General features: G+C 62.4%; 17 protein-coding genes. 7 read left to right on the forward strand and 10 right to left on the reverse strand.

The genetic code is table 11. The annotated features are described in order from the left end of the window. Positions 1-105 precede the first annotated feature (105 nt). The 6 genes from addA to ahcY all read right to left on the reverse strand — a co-directional run bounded on the left by addA (position 106) and on the right by ahcY (position 13,138). Entirely contained in the window at positions 106-3,528 is a 3,423-nt protein-coding gene (addA, locus tag AC0N03_RS00105) for a double-strand break repair helicase AddA (protein WP_474286324.1), read from the reverse strand. Further along, the gene (gene addB, locus AC0N03_RS00110; RefSeq protein WP_474286325.1) at positions 3,525-6,599 is read right to left on the reverse strand and encodes a double-strand break repair protein AddB; all 3,075 of its coding nucleotides are present in this window, start codon (positions 6,597-6,599) and stop codon (positions 3,525-3,527) included. The genes addA and addB overlap by 4 nt, the downstream gene beginning before the upstream one ends. 17 nt (positions 6,600-6,616) lie before the next feature. Continuing rightward, on the reverse strand, positions 6,617-7,354 hold the full coding sequence (locus tag AC0N03_RS00115; RefSeq protein WP_474286326.1) for a nucleotidyltransferase family protein: 738 nt from the start codon (positions 7,352-7,354) through the stop codon (positions 6,617-6,619). After that, complete coding sequence (gene tsaE / locus AC0N03_RS00120) at positions 7,351-8,895, reverse strand: tRNA (adenosine(37)-N6)-threonylcarbamoyltransferase complex ATPase subunit type 1 TsaE (RefSeq protein ID WP_474286327.1); 1,545 nt, start codon at positions 8,893-8,895, stop codon at positions 7,351-7,353. The genes AC0N03_RS00115 and tsaE overlap by 4 nt, the downstream gene beginning before the upstream one ends. A gap of 44 nt (positions 8,896-8,939) precedes the next feature. Then, on the reverse strand, positions 8,940-11,513 hold the full coding sequence (locus AC0N03_RS00125) for an ATP-binding protein (protein WP_474286329.1): 2,574 nt from the start codon (positions 11,511-11,513) through the stop codon (positions 8,940-8,942). 227 nt (positions 11,514-11,740) lie between these two features. After that, the gene (gene ahcY / locus AC0N03_RS00130) at positions 11,741-13,138 is read right to left on the reverse strand and encodes an adenosylhomocysteinase (protein WP_474286330.1); all 1,398 of its coding nucleotides are present in this window, start codon (positions 13,136-13,138) and stop codon (positions 11,741-11,743) included. 192 nt (positions 13,139-13,330) lie between these two features. On the opposite strand from ahcY, the gene AC0N03_RS00135 reads away from it, so the two are divergent. From AC0N03_RS00135 to AC0N03_RS00155, 5 genes are all read left to right on the forward strand, one after another. Continuing rightward, entirely contained in the window at positions 13,331-14,200 is an 870-nt protein-coding gene (locus tag AC0N03_RS00135) for an acyl-CoA thioesterase (RefSeq protein WP_474286331.1), read from the forward strand. Positions 14,201-14,463: 263 nt separating this feature from the next. Then, positions 14,464-14,802 (forward strand): P-II family nitrogen regulator, encoded by a 339-nt coding sequence (locus tag AC0N03_RS00140; protein ID WP_474286332.1) that lies wholly within the window; start codon positions 14,464-14,466, stop codon positions 14,800-14,802. An 85-nt stretch (positions 14,803-14,887) separates the two neighbouring features. Beyond that, entirely contained in the window at positions 14,888-16,321 is a 1,434-nt protein-coding gene (locus tag AC0N03_RS00145; protein WP_474287191.1) for an ammonium transporter, read from the forward strand. 180 nt (positions 16,322-16,501) lie between these two features. Next, the gene (locus tag AC0N03_RS00150) at positions 16,502-19,063 is read left to right on the forward strand and encodes a DNA translocase FtsK (RefSeq protein ID WP_474286333.1); all 2,562 of its coding nucleotides are present in this window, start codon (positions 16,502-16,504) and stop codon (positions 19,061-19,063) included. A gap of 57 nt (positions 19,064-19,120) precedes the next feature. Then, positions 19,121-19,843, forward strand: a complete 723-nt coding sequence (locus AC0N03_RS00155) for a LolA family protein (RefSeq protein ID WP_474286334.1) — start codon at positions 19,121-19,123, stop codon at positions 19,841-19,843. A 50-nt stretch (positions 19,844-19,893) separates the two neighbouring features. On the opposite strand, the gene AC0N03_RS00160 is transcribed toward AC0N03_RS00155, so the two are convergent. Next, a complete protein-coding gene (locus AC0N03_RS00160; RefSeq protein WP_474286335.1) occupies positions 19,894-20,400 on the reverse strand; it encodes an N-acetyltransferase family protein in 507 nt (168 codons plus the stop codon). Positions 20,401-20,470: 70 nt separating this feature from the next. Between AC0N03_RS00160 and xth the strand changes: the two genes are divergently transcribed. Beyond that, positions 20,471-21,274 carry an exodeoxyribonuclease III gene (gene xth / locus AC0N03_RS00165; protein ID WP_474286336.1) on the forward strand — a complete coding sequence of 268 codons (804 nt, stop codon included), beginning with the start codon at positions 20,471-20,473 and terminating at the stop codon, positions 21,272-21,274. Between the two features lie 126 nt (positions 21,275-21,400). On the opposite strand, the gene AC0N03_RS00170 is transcribed toward xth, so the two are convergent. The 3 genes from AC0N03_RS00170 to AC0N03_RS00180 are packed head-to-tail and all read right to left on the reverse strand — an operon-like array spanning position 21,401 to position 24,763. Continuing rightward, positions 21,401-22,387 (reverse strand): bifunctional riboflavin kinase/FAD synthetase, encoded by a 987-nt coding sequence (locus tag AC0N03_RS00170; RefSeq protein ID WP_474286337.1) that lies wholly within the window; start codon positions 22,385-22,387, stop codon positions 21,401-21,403. Between the two features lie 9 nt (positions 22,388-22,396). Continuing rightward, entirely contained in the window at positions 22,397-23,485 is a 1,089-nt protein-coding gene (locus tag AC0N03_RS00175) for an ATP-dependent DNA helicase (protein ID WP_474286338.1), read from the reverse strand. A 33-nt stretch (positions 23,486-23,518) separates the two neighbouring features. After that, positions 23,519-24,763 carry a TIGR03862 family flavoprotein gene (locus AC0N03_RS00180; protein ID WP_474286340.1) on the reverse strand — a complete coding sequence of 415 codons (1,245 nt, stop codon included), beginning with the start codon at positions 24,761-24,763 and terminating at the stop codon, positions 23,519-23,521. A gap of 130 nt (positions 24,764-24,893) precedes the next feature. Between AC0N03_RS00180 and AC0N03_RS00185 the strand changes: the two genes are divergently transcribed. Then, entirely contained in the window at positions 24,894-26,015 is a 1,122-nt protein-coding gene (locus AC0N03_RS00185) for an RluA family pseudouridine synthase (RefSeq protein WP_474286341.1), read from the forward strand. The last annotated feature ends 53 nt before the right edge of the window (positions 26,016-26,068 follow it).

The following is a 26,068-nucleotide window of genomic DNA, read 5'->3' on the forward strand; positions in this document are numbered from 1 at the left end:
GCGGGCGGGAAATCTGCGCCCTTTCATGGATGAATAGGTAAGAAGCGCCCGCCCTATCGTCAAGGCGTTTGTGGACATTGAAAACAGGATTGTCACCGCAGGTTCTCAGGCAGGCAGATAAGCCTGCAATGCCTCCTCCAGTCTTTCGGCTGTCAGGAATTCAATGGCGGTCTCGTCCGTCCAGATCAGCGCCACACGGATTTTATGCGCAGGGTAGATCTGGCGCAGCAGCGCCCAGTAGAGCGCCATCTGTCCGGCATAACTCGCTTGTCGCGCGCCGGTCTTGAAATCGACGATCAGAATGTCGCTTCTTGTGACCAGAAGCCGGTCGATGCGGCCCATGACCGGAATAGCTGTTTCCGGTTCAAGCCGGATATCGCCCGCAATCTCGACTTCCGCGCGGCCGTCGGCGCTGAAAAGAGCGGAAAGCTCGGGGTGCTCGAGGATGCCGAAAGCCTGCCGGAGCAGTTCATCGCGTTGGGCGGGGGACAATTGTGCGCCATTCTGGTCGAGATAGCGGATCGCCGCTGACCTGCGGCTTTCGGGCGGCAGATCGGGCAGATATTGCAGCAACTGATGCATCAACGTGCCGCGCAGCAACCCGAGGCGACGCAAGGACGTCTCCGGCGTTGCGGCCTGCGCCGCCGCTCCGGCGGGCTGGCTCGGACGCACGGGTGCCGGGCGCGTCAGCTCGCGCGGTGCGGGCTCATGCAGCCAGCCGGGCAATTCAGGCGCAGCAGGCAATGCGGGTCGGTTCGCAAGGGGCAAGGTCACCGGCGCACTTTGCAGACGGAAAGGGCTTTCCTGCATAATGCAGCCTGCGGGCGGGGTCTTCATGTTCTCGCTCGCCAGAGCGATCATGTCGTACCAGTTGAGATGCACGCCGTCGTTGGTTCCCGGCTCGTGATGTCCGGCAATATAGAGGCGCTGCTCGGCGCGCGTCATGGCGACATAGAGCAGGCGGCGATGTTCCTCAAAGGCCCGCTCCAGCGCTCCGGCCCGCGCGGCAGCCGATGCAGTACAATCCTCATCCTTGCGCGGCGCCCAGATGATGAACGGCGGTGCCTGCACATGCCCGGGCCGCTGGAGCAGGAAGAGCTTTTCCGCCTTTTTGCCGTCCGGCTTGCCGCCTGTGTCCGGCAGGAAGACGATTTTGGCCTCAAGCCCCTTTGCGGCATGCACCGTCATGATGCGCACCATATCGCCTGCCTGATCAAGATCGCGCTTTATGGGCCGCTCGGAGCTTTCCATCTCGGCGATGAAACGCACCAGCGAAGGGGCTCCCCGCGACTCATGGGTGAGTGCGGCGCTGAGGAATTCATCGAGAACGTCGGCGGCCTCCTCGCCGATCCGCGCCAGAATTTTGTGCCGTGCGCGCTCCTCGCTCAGGATTCGCATGTAAAATTCAAAGGGCGACAATGTCCGGGCCATGTCCTGCCAGCCGCGTATCCGCATGGCTGCGGCGCGATGGCTTTCGGTCGCCTCCAGCGCTTCGAGCAGAGAGCCGGTGCGTTGCGGCGCCAGCAGGATGAGATCGTCGTCGTCAAGGCCGAATATCGGCGATTTCAGGACGCAGGCGAGGCTGTAATCGTCGGTGGGCAGCAGCGCGACGCGGCCTATGGCGAGAAGATCCAGCGTGGCGATGTGGTCGTTGAGCTTGAGCCGGTCAGCGCCTGCAACCGGAATATTGCGGCTCTTGAGCGCGCGGTTGAGCGCCACGACAAAATTGTCGCGCGCACGCACCAGCACCAGAATATCGCCTGCGCGAATGGCGCGCGCCTCGGTGCCTTTGCGGTTTGTGACGGTTTCGCCCGAGTCCGGACGCAGCCAGTCCTCGATCTGGCTGGCGATCCGTTCGGCGAGGCGCATCTTCGGATCGCGTGCGGACATCGTATCGACCGGCAGGCGCCAGTCCTGCGGTTCGGGGGTTTCGTCCTTCTCCGGCAGGGGCCATATCTCGACCAGCCCGGGCATATTGTTGTGCAGCGCCGTATGTGCAGCGGCCTTTTCGTTTGCGTCGGAGGAGAGCCCGCGGCGGTTGACGCCGCTCTCGAACACGGCATCGACAAAACTGAGCACCAGCGGGCTTGAGCGGAACGACAGATCGAGATTCACTTCATGAAACTGATGCTCCGCGCTCCGGAGTTTTTCCCTGAAAGCTTGCCGGTTCGAGGCAAAGAGGTGCGGCGCAGCGCCCTGAAATGAAAAGATCGATTGTTTTTCGTCGCCCACGGCAAAGAAACTCCGTTCTTTGCTGCTCTGGCCGCGCCCGGCGAAAAATTCACCGAGAATGGCGGCAAATACGGCCCATTGCGGCGGCGATGTATCCTGCGCCTCATCGATCAGAACGTGATCGATGCCCTGATCCAGCTTGTAGAGCACCCAGGCGCCCGTTGGCCCCGCAAGCAGTTTCAGCGTCCGGTTGATCAGATCGTCAAAATCCAGTCTGGAGCGTTGCGCGTTTATGTGCCGGTAGCGCCGCAGCACGGCATCGACCCACATCAGCAGCGCGATGCTCTGCTCGGCGATGATAGCCGCGCGCTGCTGATCTTCAAGGTGCAACAGCCGTTGCTGCTCCTGCATCAATATTTCGGCGGCGTGCGGATATTTCTGCGCCTGTGCTTCGCTGAAAAAGTCCTTTTTTCGGGCGGCTCCCGTCTTGGTGAGGAAAATATCGCGGTAGCGGGCGGCGGCGGCCTCGCGCGGGATTTCGTCTGTCAGATATTGCCGGATGTTCCGGCCGAGGGCGATGGACGCGAGTTCGCCGGCAAGCTGCGAGAGCGTGTCGCGCGGCAGCGCTTCGTCCAGAATCCGCGCCTTCACACTCTGCACATTTGCCTCGGCGTCAAGCCCAAGCTGGATGTTCAGGCCGCGGCGCAGCACGGAAACGTCCGGCTCGTCGCTCAGCAGCGCGTCAAAATCATCACGCCGTTTCAGCGCCTCGCCGATGAGGCCGTGCAGGCTGTCCTCGCTCTGGCTGGCGGCGAGCAGATCAATCGCCTCACGCAGCGCGCCTTCAGCATGGATCAGCACATAGTCCTGCGCCTGCCGGAGCGCGAGAGCCTGCTCTTCCTCCTCAATGACCGAAAATGCTGCCGAGACATTGGCCTCGAAGGGAAAGAGATGCAGCAGTCGCTCGCAAAAAGCATGAATCGTCTGTATTTTGAGGCCGCCGGGCGTCTCCACCGCTTCGGCGAACAGCGTGCGCGCGCGCCGCAGGCGGGCGGGCCCGGGCTTCGGTTCGCCCAGTTGCATGATCGCCCGAGCGAGCGCAGCATCGTCGAGGCGGGTCCAGAGCGCCAGCGTCTCGAAAATTCGGCCCGACATATTGGCCGCGGCGATTTTGGTATAGGTCAGACAGAGAATGCGTTCAGGCGGCACATCGTTCAGCAGCAGGCGGATCACGCGCGTCGTCAGCACGTGGGTCTTCCCGGAACCGGCATTGGCGGAAACCCAGGCCGAGCCTGCCGGGTTCGAGGCCAGTGCCTGCCTGAGCAGCGTGGACTGCGGAATCTGAATTTCGCTCATGCCTCGTCCGCCTCTTCCGTCACCGACCATTCCTTGAACCGCGAGAGATGGTCATAGGCCGCGTGGCGGCTGACAAATTGCGGATAGGGCCGCGGCGGATAACCGGTTGAGTCCAGCTGATATTGCGCCAGCATATCGACAAGAAAATCATAATGGCGCTGGGCGATCTCATCCAGATCGCCATCCTTGCCGACAGCAGCGCGATCGGTGAGCTTTTTCGAATCGCCCAGTTTGACATAGCGCGCATCGATCTTGCGCACCGGCGGCAGGCCGGCAAAGGCGCCGAGCCGCGCCATATGGGCCTCCAGCGTCAATTGCGGGGAAAATCCGGCAATAACGGCCTTGCCTGAAGGCACCACGCCGGTCTTGTAGTCGATGACCACAAGCGTGCCGTCCGTGAGCAGTTCGATCCGGTCGGCCTCGGCGCTGAGACGGAAGGAGCCGCCGGACAGCGGAATGTTCAGTTCGCCGCGCTTTTCGACAAGGATTTCGGCAATTGTCTCGCGTCGTTCATTTTCCCATTCGATATATTGACGCAGGATGCGCTCTATTTTCAGCCGTTCAAAGGTCTGGAAGCGGGGCGTTTCCCATACCGGGGCAAAGTGTTGCCGGGCAAATTCCAGCGCCTTTGCAAATGCATGGGTGGGCAGGGGTCCATTGGCGAATTCCCGCGCGAATTGTTCCAGAATCTTGTGAATCTTCGTGCCGAATTCCCGCGTCTCCACATCCGGCTCCAGCCTGTCCAGCACAGGCAGGCGCAGGATACGCTCGCCATAGATCGCATAGGGGTCGCGGCGCAGGGTTTCGATTTTGGTGACGCTCAGGCGCGTTGGCCGCAGCGCCAGCGGCGGGCGCGGGCAGGGTCGCGCCGCAGGGGGCATATGTCCGGCGTCAAGGGCGCGCGCAAGGCCCAGCCACATGGCGCCGCGCGCCGCGCACTGCCTGAAGGCATCGCCGCCCAGTGCTTCCATGCGTTGCAGGAAGCGCGAGGCCACGGTTGGCTCGCCGCCGCGCTTTCTGGCGCGGGTCACCACCACCTGCGTCTGGCAGAAGCCCTGCGCAAAATCATGTGCCGTCTGGCCTATGCGACGCTCCGGCGAGGACAGGCCCAGCGCATGGCGCATCGTGCGGTTGAGCAATGAATCGGTGGTGCTGGCGGGCGGCCAGATTTTTTCGTCGCAGGCCGCGAGCAGGATCAGATCGGCGCTGATGAGCCGTGCTTCCAGCAACCCCAGAATAGCGACGCGCGGATGGGTGCGGGCAAAGCGCCGGGACGTGGTCTGCGCCGCAATCTGGGCATAAAACTGGCTGTATCTCAAAGCGTCGAGCGCCAGATCGGCCTGTTCGCTTGACGCAAGCTCGTCAAGAAGGTCGAGCACGGCGGCGCAGGATGTCCCGGCTTCGCCCTCGCCCGTAAAGGCGATTAGGCAGGCGCTGTGCAGCTGCGCCCATTGCCGCAACTCACGCGTCCCGTCCTGCAGGATGTCCAGAGCGGAGCCGCACAGCCCGGCAAGCTCGGACAGCGCGTCCCAGTCCTGCTCCGCAATGGCCTTGACAGGGGCGATGGCATGTGGTCCGGCGGCAAGCACGCGCGCCGCTGCGACGGCATCGGCAAGGCTGGCATGCAGATTGAAATCAAGCTGCCGCAGCACGGCAAGTTCAAGCAGATGAACGAGCTGACGCAGGCGCTCCGGCGCAAGGCCAAGCCGGCAGAGCGGATGCGAAAGCAGCGCAAGGAAGGCCACCGCACCAGGCTCGCGCGCGCAATCGAGCAGATTTTGCGCAAAGGCCCCCTCCGGAGAGCGGCTCAGCGACTGCCCGCCCGAATCATCGGCCATGATGCCCCAGCGCGCCAGTTCCGCTGCCACGCGCTGCGCCAGAGTGCGCTCGGGCGTCACCATGGCGACGGTGGTTTGCGGATTTTCCAGCGCGGCGCGAATGACCAGCGCCATGGCTATGGCCTCTTCGCGTTCGTTCTCGGCCTCGATCAGGCTGACGCCGGCGAGGCCCTCGGCCAGTTCTGCATCTGTCCAATCCGCGCCATCGTGCCATTGCGCCGTTGTTTCGGCGGGGCGCAGGGCAGCGCTGGCAAAGCGGCTGCGCAGCTGCCGGGCGCCGGGCAAGCTGCCGCCCAGTTGCCGCACATTGGCACGCGGCAGGTTCATCCGCTGCAGCAGGCGGGCCAGCGCGGCCTGCGGGTGTCCGGCCAGTTTGGGATTGTCGGCCAAAGTCCGCCAGCTGGCCTCATCGAGATCGAGATCGAGCCCCGGCAGGATCACCGCGCCTTGCGGGCTGGCGGCTATGGCCTGCAACAGCCGCGCGGTGGCGGCATTGGTGCCGGTGGAGCCGGCCGCCAGCACCGGCCCGCGGCGCCCGCCGCCGCGCAGCCGCTCCACTTCCCGCGTGATGAGTTCGTTGCGCCGCGTTACGGCGTCAACCTTGCCGCATTCGCGCAATATTTCGGGCCATTGCAGAAAGGCAATTTTCAGAAAATCGAAGGTGATGCGCCAGTAATCGTCATAATCTCCTTCGCCAATCGTGGCAAAGCGCCTCCAGTCAACACCCTCGATGCTGACTTCGTCCATCAGATCGGCCAATTGTCCGGCAAGCAGCCAGGCATCGGCGGGATTTTGCGCCGCGACGAACATTTCATTCGGCTCCCGCGCAACGGGCGTTCCGTCGGCGCGGATGCTGACCACCGCGTCACGCATGGCCGTACCCCATCTCAGGATCAGCTTGGTCAGCAGCAGCTTGCGGTCCAGCGTCGAAATCACCGGAACGGGCGCTTCGATAATTGGCGCGCCGGGCAGATCCTCGTCTTCCTGCGTCAGTCCGCCAAGCGGCAGAACGGCAGGAAGAAACGCCGCCTTGCCCGGTGCGGCATTGGCAAAGGTGATTTGCAGCGCCCGGGCGGCGCGCCGGGTCGGCACATAGATGGTGACATCGGCCAGCCGAAGCGGATCGGCGGCAAAATCAATGCCGAAGCCGAAGGCATCGCTCAGCACCGCACGTACAAGCTCCGGCAGGAAATCCGTTTCGGCGCCGATCGTAAAGACATTCAGTTGCGCCATTGGCCCGCCACCGCTGTTTACAGAATTGAGCGCGCAATGGCGCGTTCGGCCTCTTCAATCGCATCCATTGTGCCGACATGAAGCCAGAAACCGTCAAGCCGCAGACCGAAGAGACGGCCCTTTTCCGCTGCCGCAAAAAACAGCGGCGCGAGGCGGAAGCAGTCCTCGCCGATGCCCTCGAATAGTTCAGGCTTCATCAGACCTATGCCCGAATAGACGAAGGGTGCAACCTGGCCCTCGCGGCGCTTTGCGAGGCGGCCGTCCTGATCCAAGCTGAAATCACCCGGCCAGTCGACGCCGACGCTGTTCGCGGTGCTCGCCACCAGCAGCAATATGTCCATTTTATCCGGGTCCCAGCTCTCTGCTAGCCGCGCAATGTTGGAATGCGGCCCTTCCAGCCAGATGGCGTCGGTATTGCAGATGTAGAATGGCCCGGGGCCGAGCAGCGGCAGAACCTTTTTTATACCCCCGCCCTGATCGAGCAGGCGGGCGCGCTCATCCGAGATGCGGATGCGCGGTGATTTACGCGCCCTGAGATGGGCTTCGATCTGATCCGCGAGATGATGGACGTTGACCACGGCCTCTTCAACGCCGCCTGCTGCCAGCGCATCGAGGATCGTGTCGATCATGGCCTTGCCGGCGATTTTGGCCAGCGGCTTGGGTATGCTGCTGGTCAGTGGCCGCATGCGCGTACCAAGGCCCGCAGCAAACACCATGGCTTTGAACGGCGGCGCGCCGGATCTGTTTTTGGTCATGGCTGTGGCTGGGCGAGAAGTTCCGGCACATAATCCTGATACCAGCTCCGCAGTTCGCGCAGGGCCGGATGGGCGAGATCCTTGGCCAGATAATGTTCGATGCGTGGCAGATGGCGCAGATAATGCGGTTTGGCATCGCGCTTGTCGAGACGGGCGAAGATGCCGAGAATCTTGGTGGCGCGCTGCGCGCCCATCAGCGCATAGGCTTTGGCAAATTCGTTGACGTCAAAATCTGGGTCACGCGCCCGCCGGAAGCCCAGATAGGCCCCGAGCATCTGGATTTCCTGCACATCCGGCACGGTGACGCGCGCATCCTGCAGCAATGAGGCGACGTCATAGGCGGGATGGCCGATCACGCAGTCCTGAAAATCCAGCAAGCCGACGCGGGCGATCCCGCTGCGCCCGGGCAGCCAGAGCAGGTTGGGCGAATGCACATCGCGCAGCACCCATGTCGTCTTGGCGTGGATGAGCGGATGGAGAATGCGCCGCCAGATATTGACGAACTGGGCCTTGGCGGCCGAGGAGAGCGATTTATGCGCCACATGCGGCACATACCAGTCGGTCAGCAGTTCCACTTCCACGGCGAGGGCGTCGACATCGTAGGGCGGGATGACATGCATATCCTCGCCAACGGGAAGTTCCCGCGGCAGTTCGATGCTGTGCAGCATGGCCAGCAATTCGAGTGCAACCGTATAGCGTTCAATGATCGGCGCGTTGTTCTGCGTGAACGGAATGGCGCCAAGATCCTCCAGTATGGCCAGACCTGTCTTGCGGTCGGCGGCATAGATGCGCGGCGTCGAGAGGCCATATTGGCGCAGGCCTTCCGCCATGGCGAGAAAAGCGTCGATATGCTCGGCCCGCCGCACCAGCGTAGAATAGCTCTTGCCCAGCCGGATGGGAATCTTGTCGGTGTGCGGCGGCGAGATCATCAGCACGGCGGTGGAGCCGTCCGGCTTGCGCAGCCGCTCATAGGCCCGCGTCGAGGCATCGCCCAGCATGTGTTCGCGCGTGGCGTTCGACCAGCCGCCCTGAATGAGCAGATCATGGATGGCGCGGGCGCGTTCCAGCCGTTCAGCGAACTTGCCATAGCCCGTGAGAACAGCAACGCGCGCCGTTGCGCCCTGCGCAAGATCCAGCGCAAAGGAAATATCGAGCCGGTCGGCTCTGGTGAATTCGCCGAGGCGCTCGGCCCATTCCACCAGCACCAGCGCGCCTTCGCTGGCTTCATCCCAGCCCAGATCGATAATCTCATCCTCGCTTTTGATCCGGTAGAGATCAGCATGGACAATGGGAAATTTGCCGCCCTCGTACACCTGCATCAGGGTAAAGGTGGGGCTTGGCACTTCAAGGTCCGGGTCCTGCGTCAGACGGCGGATCAGCGCCCGCACGAAGGTGGTCTTGCCCGCGCCCAGATCGCCCGAGAGCGTGACCAGATCATTCGCACCCACGAGCAGCATCACCTCGTCGGCCAGATGGCCGGTTTCGTGCTCGTCGTGGAGCGCAACGGTCCAGCGCGCTTCCTGCCCCGTCTGATCCATCATTCACACCTTTCCTCGACCTGAGGGCTGTTCATGGCCTGCGGCTCTTACAATTGCATGCGGCGCGGCTCTGCCGCCTGGCCGGCAAGGGGCTGTGCCTGCGCCGCGCCCGGCACCGGGAAAATGCAGGTCACGCTCGTGCCTTCATGCGGCGCGGACTGGATCAGAACCCTGCCGCCATGCAATTCGACGAAGGAACGCACGATCGACAGGCCGAGGCCGACGCCGCGATGGCGCGAACCGATGGTATGCGTGGCGAACCGGTCAAAGACCTTGTCGATCACATCCGCCGGAATGCCGCGGCCCTGATCGGATACGCGGATGGCAATGCCCTCTTCAAGGCGCAGCGCGGCAAGAGTGATGGTCTGGCCCGGCGAGGAAAAGCCGATGGCATTGGACAGCAGGTTGAACAGGATCTGGCGTATGCGCCGGCCTTCGGCCATGAACGAGCCGATATCGGGCTGTACCGCCACCTTCAGCTGGAGCGAGGCCTCCGCCAGCCTGTCCTGCACGCCTTCGGCGGCGGCGGCGATGGTCTTGGCAATATCGACGGGCTCACGCTCAATCTCCATCGCTCCGGCATCGATCGAGGCGAGATCAAGAATATCGTCGATGATTGCCATGAGCGCGTCGGAAGACTTGATGACATGGCCGAGATATTCGCGCTGCTTCACGTTCAGCGCGCCGGTATGCTCCTCTGCCAGCAACTGAATGAAGCCGATGATGCTGGTGAGCGGCGAACGGAGTTCATACGAAACGTGATGCACGAAATTGTTGCGCAGGCTTTCGGCCTCGATCAGGGCCTGATTGCGGTCCGTGAGGGCGCGTTCAACCTCGACATTGGCCGTGACATCCGAGAAGGTGACGAGTGTTGCGCCGTCGGGCAGGGGCGCGAGCGTGCAATCAAGCACTTTGCCGTTGTTGCAGACAAGACGCTGCTTCAGGCCGACGCGCGCCTCGTCCAGCCCGGTGATGGCGCTGCGCAGTTGCGCCCAGACATCCCTGTCTGCGAGCAGCGGCGCACAGGCTTCGGCGAAAGCATCAATGTGCGGGCGCTCGTCCAGCAGCGGGCGATCAAGCCGCCAGAGGCTGGCGAGCGAGGGGTTGTACAGGCTCAGGCGACCGTCGGTGCCGAACACGGCCACGCCTTCCTGCAATGTGTCCAGCGTCTCGCTCTGCACCCGGTTGAGGGCATTGAACCGCCACTGCAGATTATAGGCCTGCGTGACATCGTCATAGAGATAGGTGACGCCGCCCTGCGAATTGGGATTGCAGACAACGCGCAGCGTGCGCCCGTCGGGCAGAAACCACGAATAGGATACCGGCTCGATCATCTGATAGGCGGCGAGCAATTCGGCGCGCCAGCTGCGGAAATCGGCCTGTTCCGGCAGACGATGCTCGGCGCGCAGCCGGTCGAGAATTTCACCGTCGGTCGGATTCTGGTCGAGGAAGGCGCTGTCGAGGTTCCAGAGCTGGCGATAGGCCGAATTGTAGAAGATCAGGCGCTTGCTGCCGTCAAATATGGCAACGGCGGTCTGTAATTGATCCAGCGTGCGGGCATGGGCCTCGCTGAGGCGGCGGATATCGGCTTTGGCCGTTTCCAGTTCCAGCAAATCGTCGGCAAAACCCGCGGAAGCGCCGGTCGCCGGGACATCGGTGACAAGCAGCGGGCGTCTCTCGCCGGCGATAACGGCTGTCACGCGCTGGCGCCATGGCTTCTGCGCGTTCAGGCTTTCGCGGGCCTGATCGCGCGCGGGTTCGTCGAGCAGTTCCAGATGACGGTTGAGGGCATCGGCTGCGTCCTTGGCCTCGACGGCGGCGGCATAGGTCTTATTGACCCAGGTGAGCTTGCCGGCGGAATCACGCAGCCAGGCCGGTTGCGGCAGCTGATCCAGCAGGGCGCGAAAGGCGTTGAGGTCCGCCAGTATCCGCGCATGACGGTCGCGCAGGCGGGTCAGTTCGAGCCGGTCGCCCGACACATCGCGGATACGCAGGATAGCGCGGCCCGCCATGGCGCGGCCGTCGGCCTCGAGATGGCGGCCTTGCACGCTCTGCAGCGCAAGGCGAAAGCCCTCTCCGCGGCTGCGGAGCCGGTCGACGGCGGCTTCCATATCCTGCGCGGCGGCTGGCGGCAGCCAGGAGCCGAAGCCAAGCACGCGCCGCGGAATGGGGATTTCGCTGACAAGAGTGATATCGCCCTCGATTTCCGGCTCGCCGGACGAACTGCTCCAGGCGATGACGATCTGAGGTTCGGAGGCCAGAAACACATTGGCCCGGTCTAGCTTGAGGCGCAGTTCGTTGTTTTCTTTCGCAAGGCTGGCCTCGCGCCGGAGCCAGCGCTCACGTCCGGCGATGTGCAGGATCGACGTGACCGCCGCAAACAGCACCATGCCGATAAAAATCGTCAGCCCCGCGAAGCCCTGACTTTCCATATAGAGGCGCACGGGCAGGATGGGGGATTCGGCAGCCTGAAGATTGACCGGCGTCAGGCATGTGCCCATGGCCGCAAGCACAGCAATGCGCCGCAGGAAGGAGCGACCGGGCAGACGCGCATTTTCCGGGCGCGCCGCGGGCTCCAAAGAGCAGGACTCAGCGTCAGCCTTGTGCCTGTTCCGGTTCATGAAACGTCTTTCCTGTTTATCTTTAAAATCAATTCATTGCTTCAGGACGCATCACACCACACGCCGTCCGGAGCCGGCCAGATCAGCCCCGAATCACTGCACTTTAACCCCGTTTTGAGTCAGGCAGGAAGTGGTTAATAAAATGAAAATGCCTGCCGGAACGTTATCCGGCAGGCATTTATGAAGTTTACCATATGTAGTGTGCTGCAGGCCGGAAATCCGACTAATCAGTACCGGTAATGTTCCGGCTTGAACGGTCCCTGTCCGGCAATGCCCAGATATTTGGACTGCGTTTCGGTGAGTTCGGTCAGTTTCACGCCGATCTTGCCCAGATGCAGCTTGGCGACCTTCTCGTCGAGGTGCTTGGGCAGAGTATAGACATTGGGGGAATATTGGCCCTGCTTGGTCCAGAGCTCGATCTGGGCCAGAGTCTGGTTGGTGAAGGACGCGGACATCACGAAACTCGGGTGGCCGGTGGCATTGCCCAGATTCACGAGGCGGCCTTCCGAAAGCAGGATGATGCGGCGGCCGTTGGCGAATTCCACCTCGTCCACCTGCGGCTTGACATTGTGCCACTTGAGATTGCGCAGCGCGGCCACCTGAATTTCGGAATCGAAATGGCCGATGTTGCAGACAATTGCGCGGTCCTTCATGGCGCGCATGTGGTCGATGGTGATGACGTCGACATTGCCGGTGGCGGTGACGAAAATATCGGCGCGCGGGGCAGCATCCTCCATTGTCGTCACTTCATAGCCTTCCATGGCGGCCTGAAGTGCGCAGATCGGGTCGATTTCCGAGATCATGACCCGGCAACCGGCATTGCGCAGGGATGCTGCGGAGCCCTTGCCGACATCGCCGAAGCCGGCGACCATGGCGACCTTGCCGGCCATCATCACGTCGGTGCCGCGGCGTATGCCGTCGACGAGCGATTCGCGGCAGCCATAGAGATTGTCGAATTTGGACTTGGTGACGCTGTCGTTGACGTTGATCGCGGGCCAGAGCAGCTTGCCGTCCCGGGCCATCTGGTAGAGGCGGTGCACGCCGGTCGTGGTCTCTTCGGTCACGCCCTTGATGGCCTTGCCGTTGCGGGCATACCAGCCCGGCTTTTCCGCGAGGCGCTTCTTGATGGCGGCGTAAAGCACCTCTTCCTCTTCATTGGATGCCGTATCGAGAAATGCGGTGTCGCCGGCCTCTGCCCGCATGCCGAGGTGGATGAGCAGCGTCGCATCGCCGCCGTCGTCGAGCACCATGTTGGGTGTGCCGCCGTCGGCCCATTCGAAAATGCGGTGGGTATAATCCCAGTAGTCGGTCAGGCTCTCGCCTTTGATCGCGAAGACCGGCGTGCCGCCCGCGGCAATGGCGGCGGCGGCGTGGTCCTGCGTCGAATAAATATTGCACGAGGCCCAGCGCACATCCGCGCCCAGCGCCTTCAACGTCTCGATCAGAACAGCGGTCTGGATCGTCATGTGCAGCGAACCGGCAATGCGCGCGCCCTTGAGCACCTGTGCCGGGCCATATTCAGCCCGCACGGCCATCAGGCCCGGCATTTCGGTTTCGGCTATGTTGATTTCCTTGCGGCCCCAATCGGCGAGGCCGATGTCCTTTACGATATAATCTTGCGCCATATTTTCTGATCCTGCTGAGTGTTCAGGATGTCTCTACCAGCACATGCGTTAAAACACAATAAACATATAAAGAAATCTTTATGTTGAATGCCGCAGCGGCAATGCGCCGAAAGTTTTGCCGCTTCGGACGTGCAGAGCCGTCAGATACAGAGTATTGAGAATCGCATCTTCACAGGGAAACGAAGAACAGTCATGTCGGTCACGCTCAATCTGCTTCTGGATATTCTCGATCTGCGCCCCGACGGGCCGGATCGCTTCGTCGGCGGCTCACATCCGACATGGTGGGGACGGGTGTTCGGCGGTCAGGTGATTGCTCAGTCGCTGCGCGCCTGCGAGCGCACGGTGGGGCAGGGGCGGTTGCCCCATTCGCTCCACGCCTATTTCCTGCTGGAGGGCGACACGTCCCTGCCGATCGTTTTTGAGGTCGAGCGTATCCGCGACGGGCGCAGCTTCGCCACGCGCCGCTGCGTCGCCTCGCAGAACGGGAAGGCCATATTCACGCTGGCCGCGTCCTTTCAGGTGCCTGAAGACGGCTTCGACCACGCCGGGCCGATGCCCGACGTGCCGCAGCCCGATGACCTGCCTTCCATGGCCGATCTTCTTGCACGCTATGGCGACAGCTTCCCGCCGGGCGTGCGCGATTATTTCCGGCAGGACCGCGCCATTGAAATCCGCCCCACGAGTATGGACCGCCATATGGGCCGCATCCCGTCCAGACCGCGACAATCCTTCTGGATGCGGGCCGACGGCAGGATGGGCGACGATCCGGCCGGCCATCGCGCTGTGCTGGCCTATATCTCCGATCTTACGCTGCTCGATGCAGCGCTGATCGCGCACGGACGCAACGTGTTCGATCCTGCGATGATGGTGGCGAGCCTCGATCACGCCTTGTGGCTGCATCGCCCGTTCCGTGCCGATGAGTGGCTTCTGTTCGCGCAGGACAGCCCCAACGCTTCGGGCGGGCGCGGGCTCGCGCGCGGCCTGATATTCAGCCAGGACGGCCGGCTGGTCGCCTCTGTCATGCAGGAAGGCCTGATCCGGATGCGCAAGCCAAAGGCTTGATTAAAAATTAGGCAAAAATATTTGCCTATAAAATAAGCAAATACTAGCTGATGCGGCATATCTGAAATCAGATTGCTTCAAGCTTTGGCATTTTGCCGCGCATGACGCTGTAAAACTGCAAGTTTTTTCTCTTTCCACGACTTGGCACGCATCTTGAAAGGCAGGGCGCAAGCAGCCTCGGGCCATGCCTGCGGCGCGCGAGTGATTGACAGCCGGGCGGGCCGCAAGGGGGCGCCGGGCCGCGTCGATAAGAGGAGTCACAGATGAAAATTGTCATGGCCGTTATCAAGCCATTCAAGCTGGAGGAGGTGCGCGATGCTCTCACCGCCATCGGCGTGCATGGGCTGACCGTTACCGAAGTGAAAGGCTATGGCCGCCAGAAAGGCCATACCGAGATTTACCGTGGTGCCGAATATGCGGTGAGCTTCCTGCCCAAGCTGAAAATCGAAGTGGCGGTGGAATCCGCGCTCGTCGACAAGGCCATTGAGGCCATTACCAGCGCCGCCCGCACGGGCCAGATCGGCGATGGCAAGATTTTCGTCACGCCCCTCGAGAAGGCCGTGCGCATCCGCACAGGCGAGAAGGACGACGACGCTCTTTAAGACACAATTTATTCCGGAGTTATATCACATGAAGCTGACAACCTTCCTCAAGCCGCTGCTGCCCGTTTTGGGAATGGCGGTTCTCATGGGCGCCGCCCATGCGGATGACGCCGCCCCGGCGGCCGCCGCACTTGTCGCCAACAAGGGCGATACGGCCTGGCTGCTTGTCTCCACCGCCCTTGTCCTGATGATGTCCATTCCCGGTCTGGCGCTGTTCTACGGCGGCCTTGTGCGCACGAAGAACATGCTTTCGGTGCTGAGCCAGGTCTTCATGATCGTGTCGCTCGTTGCGATCGTCTGGGTTGTCTACGGCTATTCGCTGGCCTTCAACGGCAGCGCGGATTCGGGCCTCGTCGCCTTCATCGGTGATTTTGGCAAGGCTTTCCTGCGCGGGGTTGACGTGAATTCGACCGCAGCCACCTTCTCCAACGGCGTCGTGGTGCCCGAATTTGCCTATATGGCCTTCCAGATGACCTTCGCCTGCATCACGCCGGCTCTGATCGTCGGCGCATTTGCCGAACGCATGAAGTTTTCGGCGGTTGTGGTGTTCATGCTGCTGTGGGTGACATTCATCTATTTCCCGATCGCGCATGCCGTCTGGTACTGGGCTGGTCCGGATGCGATCGGCGATGCCGCAAAAGCTCTCGCCGCCGCCGCCACGCCTGAAGCCAAGAAGACCGCTCAGGCCGCGCTCGACGCCGTCAACGGCAATGCGGGATATCTGTTCCAGATGGGCGCGCTTGATTTTGCCGGCGGCACCGTCGTGCATATCAATGCCGGTATCGCCGGTCTTGTGGGCGCGTTGTTCCTCGGCAAGCGTATCGGCTACGGCAAGGAAGCCCTCTCGCCTCACTCGCTGACCATGACGATGATCGGCGCTTCGCTGCTCTGGGTCGGCTGGTTCGGCTTCAATGCCGGCTCCAACCTTGAAGCCACGGGCACCACGGCGCTGGCCTTCGTCAACACCTTCGTCGCCACGGCTGCCGCCGCATTGTCCTGGTTGTTCGTCGAATGGTCCATCAAGGGCAAGCCTTCGCTGCTCGGCATGGTTTCAGGCGCTGTCGCGGGTCTTGTCGCCGTGACGCCGGCCTCGGGCTTTGCCGGCCCGATGGGGTCTGTCGTGCTTGGCCTGCTGGTCAGCCCGCTGTGCTTCTTCTTCGTCTCGACGGTGAAGACAAAGTTCGGCTATGACGACGCGCTGGACGTGTTCGGCGTGCACTGTGTCGGCGGCATTTTCGGCGCCATCATGACCGGTGTGCTGGTTGCACCCTATCTCGGGGGCGTTGGTCTGGTTGACTACGCTGCCAAGCCCGGCACAGCCGTTGCTGCTGAATATGTGATGTCGGCTCAGGTCTGGATCCAGATCAAGGCTGTGCTTTACACCATCTGCTGGTCAGGCATCGGTTCGGCCATTCTCTACAAGCTGGTTGATCTGGTGATCGGCCTGCGTGTTGCGCCCGATGCCGAGCGCGAAGGCCTCGATATCACCGACCACGGCGAACGCGCCTATCACTATTGATGCCGGATGCGGCGCACGCGCCGCATCCTTTGTTTCCTCCTGTTGAAACTGCGGCGTCCGCTCCCCGGGCGCCGCTTTTTTGCACGCCGGCTTAACGCTCCGTTAACCGTGTCACCCTAGCCTGAATCTGAGATATTTCGCCTGAACCCGCGCCGGTTCAGGTGCAGAAGAGTGGTTTTCATGCGTGCAGCCGCAACTATTGCCATAGACTGGATTCCCGAGCCGATCCGCGATTATCTGCGCCGCAGGGCCGCAGAAGTGACCGGTCTTGTGTTGCTGATCGGCGTGGCGGGCGTCTATGCTTCGCTGATGACATGGTCGGCGGCCGATCCGAGCCTCAATCATGCCGTCGATGGCCCCGTGCATAACGTTCTTGGCCGCGCGGGCGCCTTTATCGCCGATCTGCTGATGCAATTATTTGGTTTGAGCGCGGCGGTCATGCTGGCGCCGCTGGCGGTCTGGGGATGGCAATTGCTGGTGCGCCGTCGTCTCGCGCAGGCGAAATTGCGCATCGTCTTCTGGATTATAGGCTCCGTCGCGGTCGCCGCGACAATCTCCTATCTGCCGGTCACGGACCGCTGGCCGCTGCGCACCGGGCTGGGCGGCGTGCTGGGAGACTACATTCTGCGCCTGCCGCACGCTCTGGCCGGTTCCTCGCGCATTCTCAATCTGGTTCTGGGCGGCTTCATCAGCCTCACGGCGCTGCTCTCGCTCTCGGCCTGCACCGGCTTTGGCCTCGCCGACCAGCCGGACGAGGAGGATGAGGAGGACATGGCCTATGCGCAGAGCCGCCGCGCCCCGGCTGAAATCGAATTCGAGCCGGAGGATGCCGCCGGCGAGCCCGGCCTTGGCCTTGTTTCTCTCGGCGCGCTGTTTCACGTGCTTCTGAGCGCGAAAGCCGCGCTGGGGCGGCTGCTGCAAAAGCGCCTGTCCCGTCAGCCGATGCAGGCTGCGCCCCGCCGCGCGCCCTGGCGCGATGCGCCGGACGGCGGCACCGGCCTTGATGCCCGGCGCTCTGCAGCGCCGGTGCGCCGCGAACCAAGCTTCGAGGCTCCGCCCGCCGCCCGCGCCGCGGCAACGGTCGCCTATGTGGCCGATGAATCGGTTCTGGAAGCCCAGTCCCAGCCGCGTGTTGCTGCGCCGGCGCCCGCCATCCGACCGGGCAGGCGCGCGCTGCAGGAGGCGCAGCCCAACCTGTTCGAGCGGCCGGATTATCAGCTGCCGCAACTGGCCCTGCTGGCCGATGCCCGCAAGCAGACCGTCACCCGCATTTCCGAGGAGGCGCTGGAGCAGAATGCCCGGTTGCTGGAGGGCGTTCTTGAGGATTTCGGCGTCAAGGGCGAGATCATCAACGTGCGTCCCGGCCCTGTCGTGACGCTCTATGAGCTTGAACCCGCGCCGGGAGTCAAATCCTCGCGCGTGATCGGCCTTGCCGACGATATCGCCCGGTCGATGTCGGCCATTTCCGCCCGTGTCGCCGTGGTGCAGGGCCGCAACGCCATCGGTATCGAACTGCCCAACCAGCGCCGCGAAACCGTGTTCCTGCGCGAGCTTCTCTCCTGCGAGGATTTTGAGAAATCCAAGATGAAGCTCACCATCGCGCTGGGCAAGACCATCGGCGGCGAACCGGTGATCGTCGATCTGGCGAAAATGCCGCATCTTCTGGTGGCGGGCACCACCGGTTCGGGCAAATCTGTGGCGATCAACACGATGATCCTGTCCATTCTCTACCGGATGAAGCCGGAAGAATGCCGCATGATCATGGTCGATCCGAAAATGCTCGAATTGTCCGTCTATGACGGCATCCCGCATTTGCTGACCCCGGTCGTCACCGATCCGAAGAAGGCGGTTGTCGCGCTCAAATGGGCCGTGCGCGAGATGGAAGACCGCTACAAGAAAATGTCCAAGGTCGGCGTGCGCAATATCGACGGCTTCAACGCCCGTCTCTCCGAGGCGCGCGCCCGGGGCGAGGTGATCATCCGCACAGTCCAGTCCGGCTTCGACAAGGAAACCGGCCAGCCCACCTATGAGCAGGAGGAAATGAGTCTCGATCCGCTGCCCTATATCGTCGTCGTGGTCGACGAAATGGCCGATCTGATGATGGTGGCGGGCAAGGATATCGAAGGCGCGATCCAGCGCCTTGCGCAGATGGCGCGCGCCGCAGGCATCCATCTCATCATGGCCACGCAGCGCCCGTCGGTCGATGTCATCACCGGCACGATCAAGGCCAATTTCCCGACGCGCATTTCGTTCCAGGTGACTTCGAAGATCGACAGCCGCACCATCATTTCCGAAATGGGCGCCGAGCAGCTCCTCGGACAGGGCGACATGCTCTATATGGCGGGCGGCGGGCGCATCAGCCGCGTTCACGGTCCCTTCGTCTCGGACAACGAGGTGGAAAAGGTGGTGGCGCATCTCAAGCTGCAGGGCCAGCCCGAATATCTTGAATCTATCGTCACCGAGGATGAGGAAGAAACCGACGAGCGCGATCTGCCGTCGCCCGGTTCCATGGACGCCGAGGAGGGCGGCGACATCTACGACCGCGCCGTCAATATCGTGTTGCGCGACCGCAAGTGCTCGACGTCCTACATTCAGCGCCGCCTGTCCGTGGGCTATAACAAAGCGGCATCGCTGGTCGAGCGCATGGAGAAGGAAGGCGTCGTCGGGCCGGCCAATCATGCAGGCAAGCGCGAGATTCTCGTGGGCAATGGCGTGGACAGGGCGCCCTTTGATGAGGATTGACTGCCCATAAAATGACACAGGCTGCTGTCATAAAGAAAAAAATTGAAAGTGACCCGCATGTTTCAACGACTTCTCGCGGCTTGTTGTGTGGCCGCACTTTGTGTTGCACCGGCCCTAGCCCAAAATTCAAAGCCAGCCGCGCCAATTCAGTTGCAGCCCGTTCTGCCGCATACCGCGCCCACCAAGCCGGGCAAGGTGGAGCCTCTGGCGCCGCCCATGCCGTCCATGATTCTCTCGCCGCGCGAGATCGTCGCCAAGGCCAATGCCTATTTCAACAGCCAGACCTCGTTCTCGGCGCAGTTCGTGCAATTATCGGCGGATGGCCAGCGCGCGGAAGGCGAGCTCTATGTCTCGAAACCGGGGCGGATGCGTTTTGAATATACCAAGCCGCCGGTTCTCCAGATTATCGCGGATGGAACCTCTGTCGCCATTCACGATCTGAAACTGCACACGCAGGATGTCTATTTCATTCAGCAGACGCCGCTCAAGTTCCTGCTGTCGAACAAGATTGATCTGGCCCGCGACACCAAGGTTCTGGATGTGCAGAGCGACGCCGACAACATCGCCATCTTCATCGAGGACAAGGCGACGCTTGGCGGCACGTCGCGGATCAAGCTGATTTTTGATCCCGGCACATTTGCGCTCAAGCAGTGGGTTGTCACCGATCCGCAGGGCTATCAGACCGTCGTTTCCCTGTTCAACATCGACAATTCGGCCAAGCCAGATCCCGAATTGTTCAAGATCGAAAACGTGCCGGCCCAGTCCAACATTCGCCGCTGAGGCAACTGCTGCCCGTTTGGCCGCCCTGAGAGGGTGAGCCTGCCGAAGGATCAGCCAGACGCCAGCATCCGCTGCATGATGACGAGATTGAGCCAGCGGCCAAACTTGAACCCCACTTCGGGCATGAAGGCCACCTGCTTGAAGCCCTGCTGCTCGTGAAAGCGGATGGAGCCGTCATTGTCGCCGTCGATCACGCCCAGCATGGAATGTTTGCCCATCAAGCGCGCGCGCTCGATAAGCGGCGCCATCAGCCGCCCTCCAAGGCCATGCCCGCGGGCATCGGCCCTGACGTGAATGGAATGTTCCACCGTATAGCGATAGCCCGGATAGGGGCGGAAATCGCCGAACGAGGAAAAGCCCGCAACGCCGCTGCCGTCCACAGCGACGAAGATCGGATAGCCCTCCCGCGTGCGCTGCTCGAACCAGCCCATGCGGTTTTCGAGGCTCAGCGGTTCGTCGAAATAAATCGCTGTCGATGTGGCGATGACATGATTGTAAATGGCGAGCAGGCCGGGAATATCGCCGCGTTCGGCTTCGCGGATCGTGATGCTGGACAATTCTGCGCTCCGGTAAAATGAAACGCCATCTTGCCTATTTGCCGGCAAACTGCCAGAGCTAAAACATCAGATGGAGACACACGTGCCGCTCAAACTCGCCACATGGAACATCAATTCGGTGCGCCTGCGCATGAATCTTGTGCAGCACTTTCTGGAGACACATCAGCCCGATGTGCTCTGCCTGCAGGAAACGAAAGTGCGCGATTCCGAATTCCCATTCGGCGATCTGCGCAAGGCGGGCTATGAGCATATCGCCATCAACGGCCAGAAGGGCTATCACGGCGTGGCCGTGGTCTCGCGCCTGCCGCTGGAACTGGTGCAGAAACGCGAATTCTTCGGCAAGGGCGATGCGCGGCACATTCATGTGCATGTCGGCGGCTTTGATCTCCATAATTTCTATGTGCCCGCCGGTGGCGATGAACCCGACCCTGAAATCAACGATAAATTCGCCCACAAGCTCGGCTTTCTGGACGAGATGCGGGACTGGTTCGCTGCAGGAGAGGTGACGCGCGGCCCCGCCATTCTGGTGGGCGACCTGAATATCGCGCCTCTCGAAACCGACGTCTGGAGCCACAAGGCTCTGCTCAATGTCGTCAGCCACACACCGGTAGAGGTGGAAAAGCTGGCCGCGGTGCAGGCTGCCGGGCAATGGGTCGATGCCATGCGCGCGCTCATTCCGCCGCAGGAAAAGCTCTACACCTGGTGGTCATACCGCTCGCCGGACTGGGCCGCCGCCGACAAGGGCCGCAGGCTTGACCACATCTGGCTTTCGCCAAGCCTCGCGCCCGATCTGAAAGCCGTGTCTGTGCTCAAAGAGGCCCGCGGCTGGGAGCGCCCCTCCGATCATGCGCCGGTGATTGTGGAACTGGGGTAGACGCCTGCCAGCAAAGCGCTGTAGCAGGCTCGTCCCCCGGGCTCAGCTCTGCCATACAGCCGCGCGCCGGTCATGCCGCGTGATGGCCGGTTTTCGGGTCAGGCCCGCGGATGACGCAGCCGAAGATTAGGCCTGCGCCAGCCGCTCTTTGGCCACGCGGGCATCCTCATGCATCTGCGCCTTCAGGGCAGCGAGCGAGTCGAATTTGAGTTCCGGCCGCAGCCAGTCGATGAAGGCAACCTCGATTTCCTGGCCATAGAGATCGCCGGAAAAGCCAAAGAGAAAGCTCTCCAGCAAGGGCGCGCCATTGTCGACAGTCGGCCGGCGGCCATAGGAGGCGACGCCGTCATAAGTTTTATCGCCCACGCGCACACGCACGGCATAAATGCCCTGACGCAGGCGGCTGGACGGCTCCATCCGCAGATTGGCGGTCGGCATGTCGAGCGTGCGTCCGATCTGCTCGCCCCGGATGACCGGGCCGAGCACGAAGAACGGGCGCCCAAGCAGGCGCGCCGCGGCCTTCACGTCGCCGGCCTCCAGCGCATTGCGTGTCGCGGTTGAGGAAATGGCATCGAGCGGGCCGTCGGCATCCATTCTCACCTCATCGACAATCTCGACGCTGAAGCCGTACCGGCGTCCGGCATCCGCGAGAAAGGCGGGCGAGCCGCCGCGCGCCTTGCCGAAATGGAAATCATAGCCCACCACGGCGGCGGCGATGTCGAGCCGCTGCACCAGAACCTGCGCGACGAATTCCTCGGCTGTCAGGCTGGACAGCGCAGCATCGAAACGCAGAATCACGACCCCGTCGAGGCCGAGAGCCGCCAGTGCCTGCGTCTTGGCGGCTTCCGGCGTCAGGCGGAATACTGGCCCCTTGCCGAAAAAATCCGCCGGATGCGGCTCGAAGGTGAGTACTGCGCAGGGCCGGGCCATTTTTCGTGCCAGTTCCTGCGCCCTTGCGATGACGGCGGCATGGCCCCGGTGCACGCCGTCGAAATTACCGATGGCGACAACGGCGCGCCTGAGGCCGGGCGGCGGGCTTTGCGGATCATGGGCGAGGACGAATTTTGCGTGCGGCATGGCCAGCGATATGGCAAGGATCGGCGCATTACGCAAGCGGCTGCGTCACATAACCAGCGTCAAAGTTTCAGCGGCGCGGGTTATGGCCGTATAAAGCCAGCGATGCGCATGTTCACGGAAGGCAAAACTCTCGTCGAACAGCACCACATTGTCCCATTGCGAGCCCTGCGCCTTGTGCACGGTCAGCGCATAGCCATAGTCGAATTCCTGATAATCCCGGCGCTTGAGATAGGGGATCGCCTCCTCGCCGCCCTCGAAAAATTCCGGCAGACAGGACACCTTAACCACCTTGCCGCCCGTGTCCTCCGGCGCAATGCGCATGGTGACAATACGCGATTTTGACGTGCGCAGCGCCTTGACGCGCCACAAACCGCCGTTCAGCAGGCCTTTCTTGCGGTCGTTGCGCAAGCACACCAGCTTGTCGCCGGTCATCGGCAGGGTTTCGGTGAAGCCGAGCAATTCGCGCAGCCGCCTGTTATAGGAGCGCCGGGTCTTGTTCATGCCCACCAGCACCTGATCGGCGCCCGTCGCCAGTTCGGGAGTGACTTCGCTGCGGCGGATGATGCGCGCCGCGCCATGATCGCCATAATCGAGCGTCTCGCCCGCCCGCACCTGCATGGACAGGCGGATGATCGGGTTGTCGGCGGCCTGCCTGTGCACCTCGGTGAGCATGACATCCGGCTCGCCCTCTGTAAAAAAGCCGCCGCCCGAGACGGGGGGAAGCTGCGCCGGATCGCCCAGAACCAGCACGGGCTTGCCAAAAGACAGCAGATCGCGCCCCAGTTCCGCATCGACCATCGAACATTCGTCGATGATGATAAGATCGGCCTTGGCGGCGCTCGCTTCTTCGTTGAGAACGAAATTCGGCTCCTCGGTGTCAGTGTCGCGCGCCGTATAGATCATCGAATGGATGGTGCGGGCCTCGGCGCAGCCCTTGGCGCGCAGCACCAGTGCGGCTTTGCCGGTGAAGGCGCCGAAGGCCACCTCGCCGCCAAAATCCGCCGCTATATGCTTGGCCAGCGTGGTTTTGCCGGTCCCGGCATAGCCGAACAGCCGGAAGACCTGCGAATCTCCGGCATGGAGCCAATGGGCGACCGCTTTAAGGGCATCTTCTTGTTGTGGGGACCAGGCCAAGGCATATCCGAATCGAAAGAACAGAGAGGGAACTTATACAGGTTTTGCCGGTTGTGCACGTTCTGAATCATGCTTGTGTACCCACTCCGCCATACCTCGCGCTGCCAGCACGCCGGTGCTGAATGCGCCCTGCAGCAGATAGCCGCCGGTGGGTGCCTCGAAATCGAGCATTTCGCCTGCCAGAAAAACGCCCGGCTGCTTGCGGAGCATGAGATGGGCGTCAAGCTCATGCCACATGACGCCGCCCGCCGTGGAAATGGCACGCTCGATCGGGCGCGGGCGTTCCAGTTTCAGCGGCAGATGTTTGATGGCGGCGGCGAGACTGTCCGCGCCCTGTGGCAGATTCTTGCCGAATATTTCGCGCAGCAGGCCGATATGGACTGGGCTGAGCCCCGCCTTGCGCAGGATATTGCTCATGCTCTGGCCTTTGAGCGGACCAAGCTTCGCCGCAAGCCGGGTTTTATCCGTATCGGGCCGCAGATCAATATGGAGAATGGCCGATCCATGCGCGGCAATATCGTCGCGCAGCGCGGCGGAGAGCGCATAGATCGCACTCCCCTCAAGGCCATAGGCCGCAATGACGGCCTCGCCGCGCAGGCTCTGCCCTTGATGGCTGAAATGCAGCGATTTCAGCGGTGTTCCGGCAAATCGCGCGGCAAAATCCGCGCTCCAGCGCACGTCGAAGCCGCAATTGCTGGGGCGCAGGGGCGCTATGTCTATGCCGGCGAGCAGGCCTGTCCACCGGGCGTCCGAGCCCATGCGCGGCCAGCTTGCGCCGCCCAGCGCCAGCAAGGTGGCATCGGCCGCGATATGTTTCTCGTCTTGTGGCGTTGCAAAGACGAGCATGCCGTCTTTCCAGCCTTGCCAGCGATGGCGCGGAAAGAACTTTACTCCGAGGCTTTCCAGCCGCCGCGCGAAGGCGCGCAGCAATGGTGAGGCCTTGAAGCTTTTTGGAAACACCCGCCCGCTGGAGCCGGCGAAGCACGGCTCGCCCAGTTCCGTCGCCCAGTCCTGCAACTGCTGCGGCGAAAAGGCTTTCAGCGCCGGTGCAAGATGCGCAGCGGCTGTGCCATAGGCCCCGAGAAATTCCGGCATGGCGCTGCTGTGCGTGAGGTTGAGGCCGCCGCGTCCGGCCAGCAGAAACTTCCGCGCGAGCGAGGGCATCTGGTCATAGATGGCAATATCGGCCTGCGGCAGGGCATGCGCCAAAGTCTGTGCCGCGATGAGCCCCGCCGGCCCCGCGCCGATGATGGCGATCGTTGGTTTGGTTTTTGACATGCCGCTCTTTCTGGTTGGCCCATCTCTAGGCAATTCGGCGCGGGCGCGCAACACTAAGGGAAAGAGTGCAATCGCGGCCCGTCCGTGCTAGAGGCAACGCTGCAATGAACAACCGGAATGCCCAAGCCTCATGAACCAGCACGCTAAACGCCGCGCTCAGGCCGCCCACTCGCGCGGCTATGATTCCGAAGGGGAGGTTCTGCGCCCGCAGCGCCTGCCAAGGGCCGAGGTCACCGGCATCAATGCTGAAGGGCTTTTCGAGTTTGATATTCCTGAGGGACAGGCTCCCGAGCGGCTGGACAAGGTTCTGGCCGAATTTTTTGCCGGGCGCGGCGAGGTGCTGTCGCGGACGCGGCTGAAAAACCTCATCCAGAATGGCCATGTGCGTGTCAATGGCGCGCTGGCCGCGGACCCGTCGCATAAATTCGGCGCCGCCGCGCATGTCAGCATCGAGGTGCCGCCGTCGGCGCCCGCTGAGCCGGAAGGCGAGAATATTCCGCTGAATATCGTCTATGAGGATGAGCACCTGCTCGTGCTGGACAAGCCGGCAGGTCTGGTTGTTCATCCCGCGGCGGGACATGAGACCGGCACGCTGGTCAATGCGCTGATTGCCCATTGCGGCGCCTCGCTCTCCGGCATCGGCGGAGTGAAGCGGCCCGGTATCGTCCACCGGCTCGACAAGGATACGTCCGGCCTGCTGGTCGTGGCCAAGAACGATGCCGCGCATCAGGGCCTGTCCGACCTTTTCGCCGACCACGGCCGAACCGGCTCATTGCGCCGTGAATATCGCGCCTTTGTCTGGGGCGGCCTCGACCGGCCCTTCGGCACGGTGGATGCGCCGCTGGCCCGCCATCCGCACATGCGCGAGAAAATGGCCGTGCGCCATCATGAGGATGCGCGCGAGGCGGTGACGCACTGGCAGCTGGAAGAATTCTATGGCGCGCCGGATGCCCGCAACGCTGTCGCCAGCCTCATCACCTGCGCCCTGGAGACTGGCCGCACCCACCAGATCCGCGTGCATATGGCGCATATCGGCCACCCGCTGCTGGGCGACCAGATTTACGGCACCGGTTTCAAAACCAAGGCAGTGAAATTGCCCGAAGCGGCACAGGCTGTGCTTGCAAAACTCAGGCGTCAGGCGCTGCACGCCGCCGTGCTGGGCTTTGAACATCCCGTAACAGGCGAAGAACTGCTGTTTGAGAGCGAATTGCCAGCGGATCTGCAGGCGCTCAAGGATGCCTTGGCGGGGTAAAATTCCTCTGTCGTCATCGCGAGCAGCGCGAAGCGATCCAGTTCAAGGTTTGC

The sequence above is a fragment of the Methylocystis sp. sgz306128 genome (assembly GCF_056032725.1).

Excerpts from the sequence above, each read along its gene's own strand:
- addA (WP_474286324.1), bottom strand. The coding sequence starts at position 3,528 with ATGAGCGAAATTCAGATTCCGCAGTCCACGCTGCTCAGGCAGGCACTG.
- addB (WP_474286325.1), bottom strand. The coding sequence starts at position 6,599 with ATGGCGCAACTGAATGTCTTTACGATCGGCGCCGAAACGGATTTCCTG.
- AC0N03_RS00115 (WP_474286326.1), bottom strand. The coding sequence starts at position 7,354 with ATGACCAAAAACAGATCCGGCGCGCCGCCGTTCAAAGCCATGGTGTTT.
- tsaE (WP_474286327.1), bottom strand. The coding sequence starts at position 8,895 with ATGATGGATCAGACGGGGCAGGAAGCGCGCTGGACCGTTGCGCTCCAC.
- AC0N03_RS00125 (WP_474286329.1), bottom strand. The coding sequence starts at position 11,513 with ATGAACCGGAACAGGCACAAGGCTGACGCTGAGTCCTGCTCTTTGGAG.
- ahcY (WP_474286330.1), bottom strand. The coding sequence starts at position 13,138 with ATGGCGCAAGATTATATCGTAAAGGACATCGGCCTCGCCGATTGGGGC.
- AC0N03_RS00135 (WP_474286331.1), top strand. The coding sequence starts at position 13,331 with ATGTCGGTCACGCTCAATCTGCTTCTGGATATTCTCGATCTGCGCCCC.
- AC0N03_RS00140 (WP_474286332.1), top strand. The coding sequence starts at position 14,464 with ATGAAAATTGTCATGGCCGTTATCAAGCCATTCAAGCTGGAGGAGGTG.
- AC0N03_RS00145 (WP_474287191.1), top strand. The coding sequence starts at position 14,888 with ATGGGCGCCGCCCATGCGGATGACGCCGCCCCGGCGGCCGCCGCACTT.
- AC0N03_RS00150 (WP_474286333.1), top strand. The coding sequence starts at position 16,502 with ATGCGTGCAGCCGCAACTATTGCCATAGACTGGATTCCCGAGCCGATC.
- AC0N03_RS00155 (WP_474286334.1), top strand. The coding sequence starts at position 19,121 with ATGTTTCAACGACTTCTCGCGGCTTGTTGTGTGGCCGCACTTTGTGTT.
- xth (WP_474286336.1), top strand. The coding sequence starts at position 20,471 with ATGGAGACACACGTGCCGCTCAAACTCGCCACATGGAACATCAATTCG.
- AC0N03_RS00180 (WP_474286340.1), bottom strand. The coding sequence starts at position 24,763 with ATGTCAAAAACCAAACCAACGATCGCCATCATCGGCGCGGGGCCGGCG.
- AC0N03_RS00185 (WP_474286341.1), top strand. The coding sequence starts at position 24,894 with ATGAACCAGCACGCTAAACGCCGCGCTCAGGCCGCCCACTCGCGCGGC.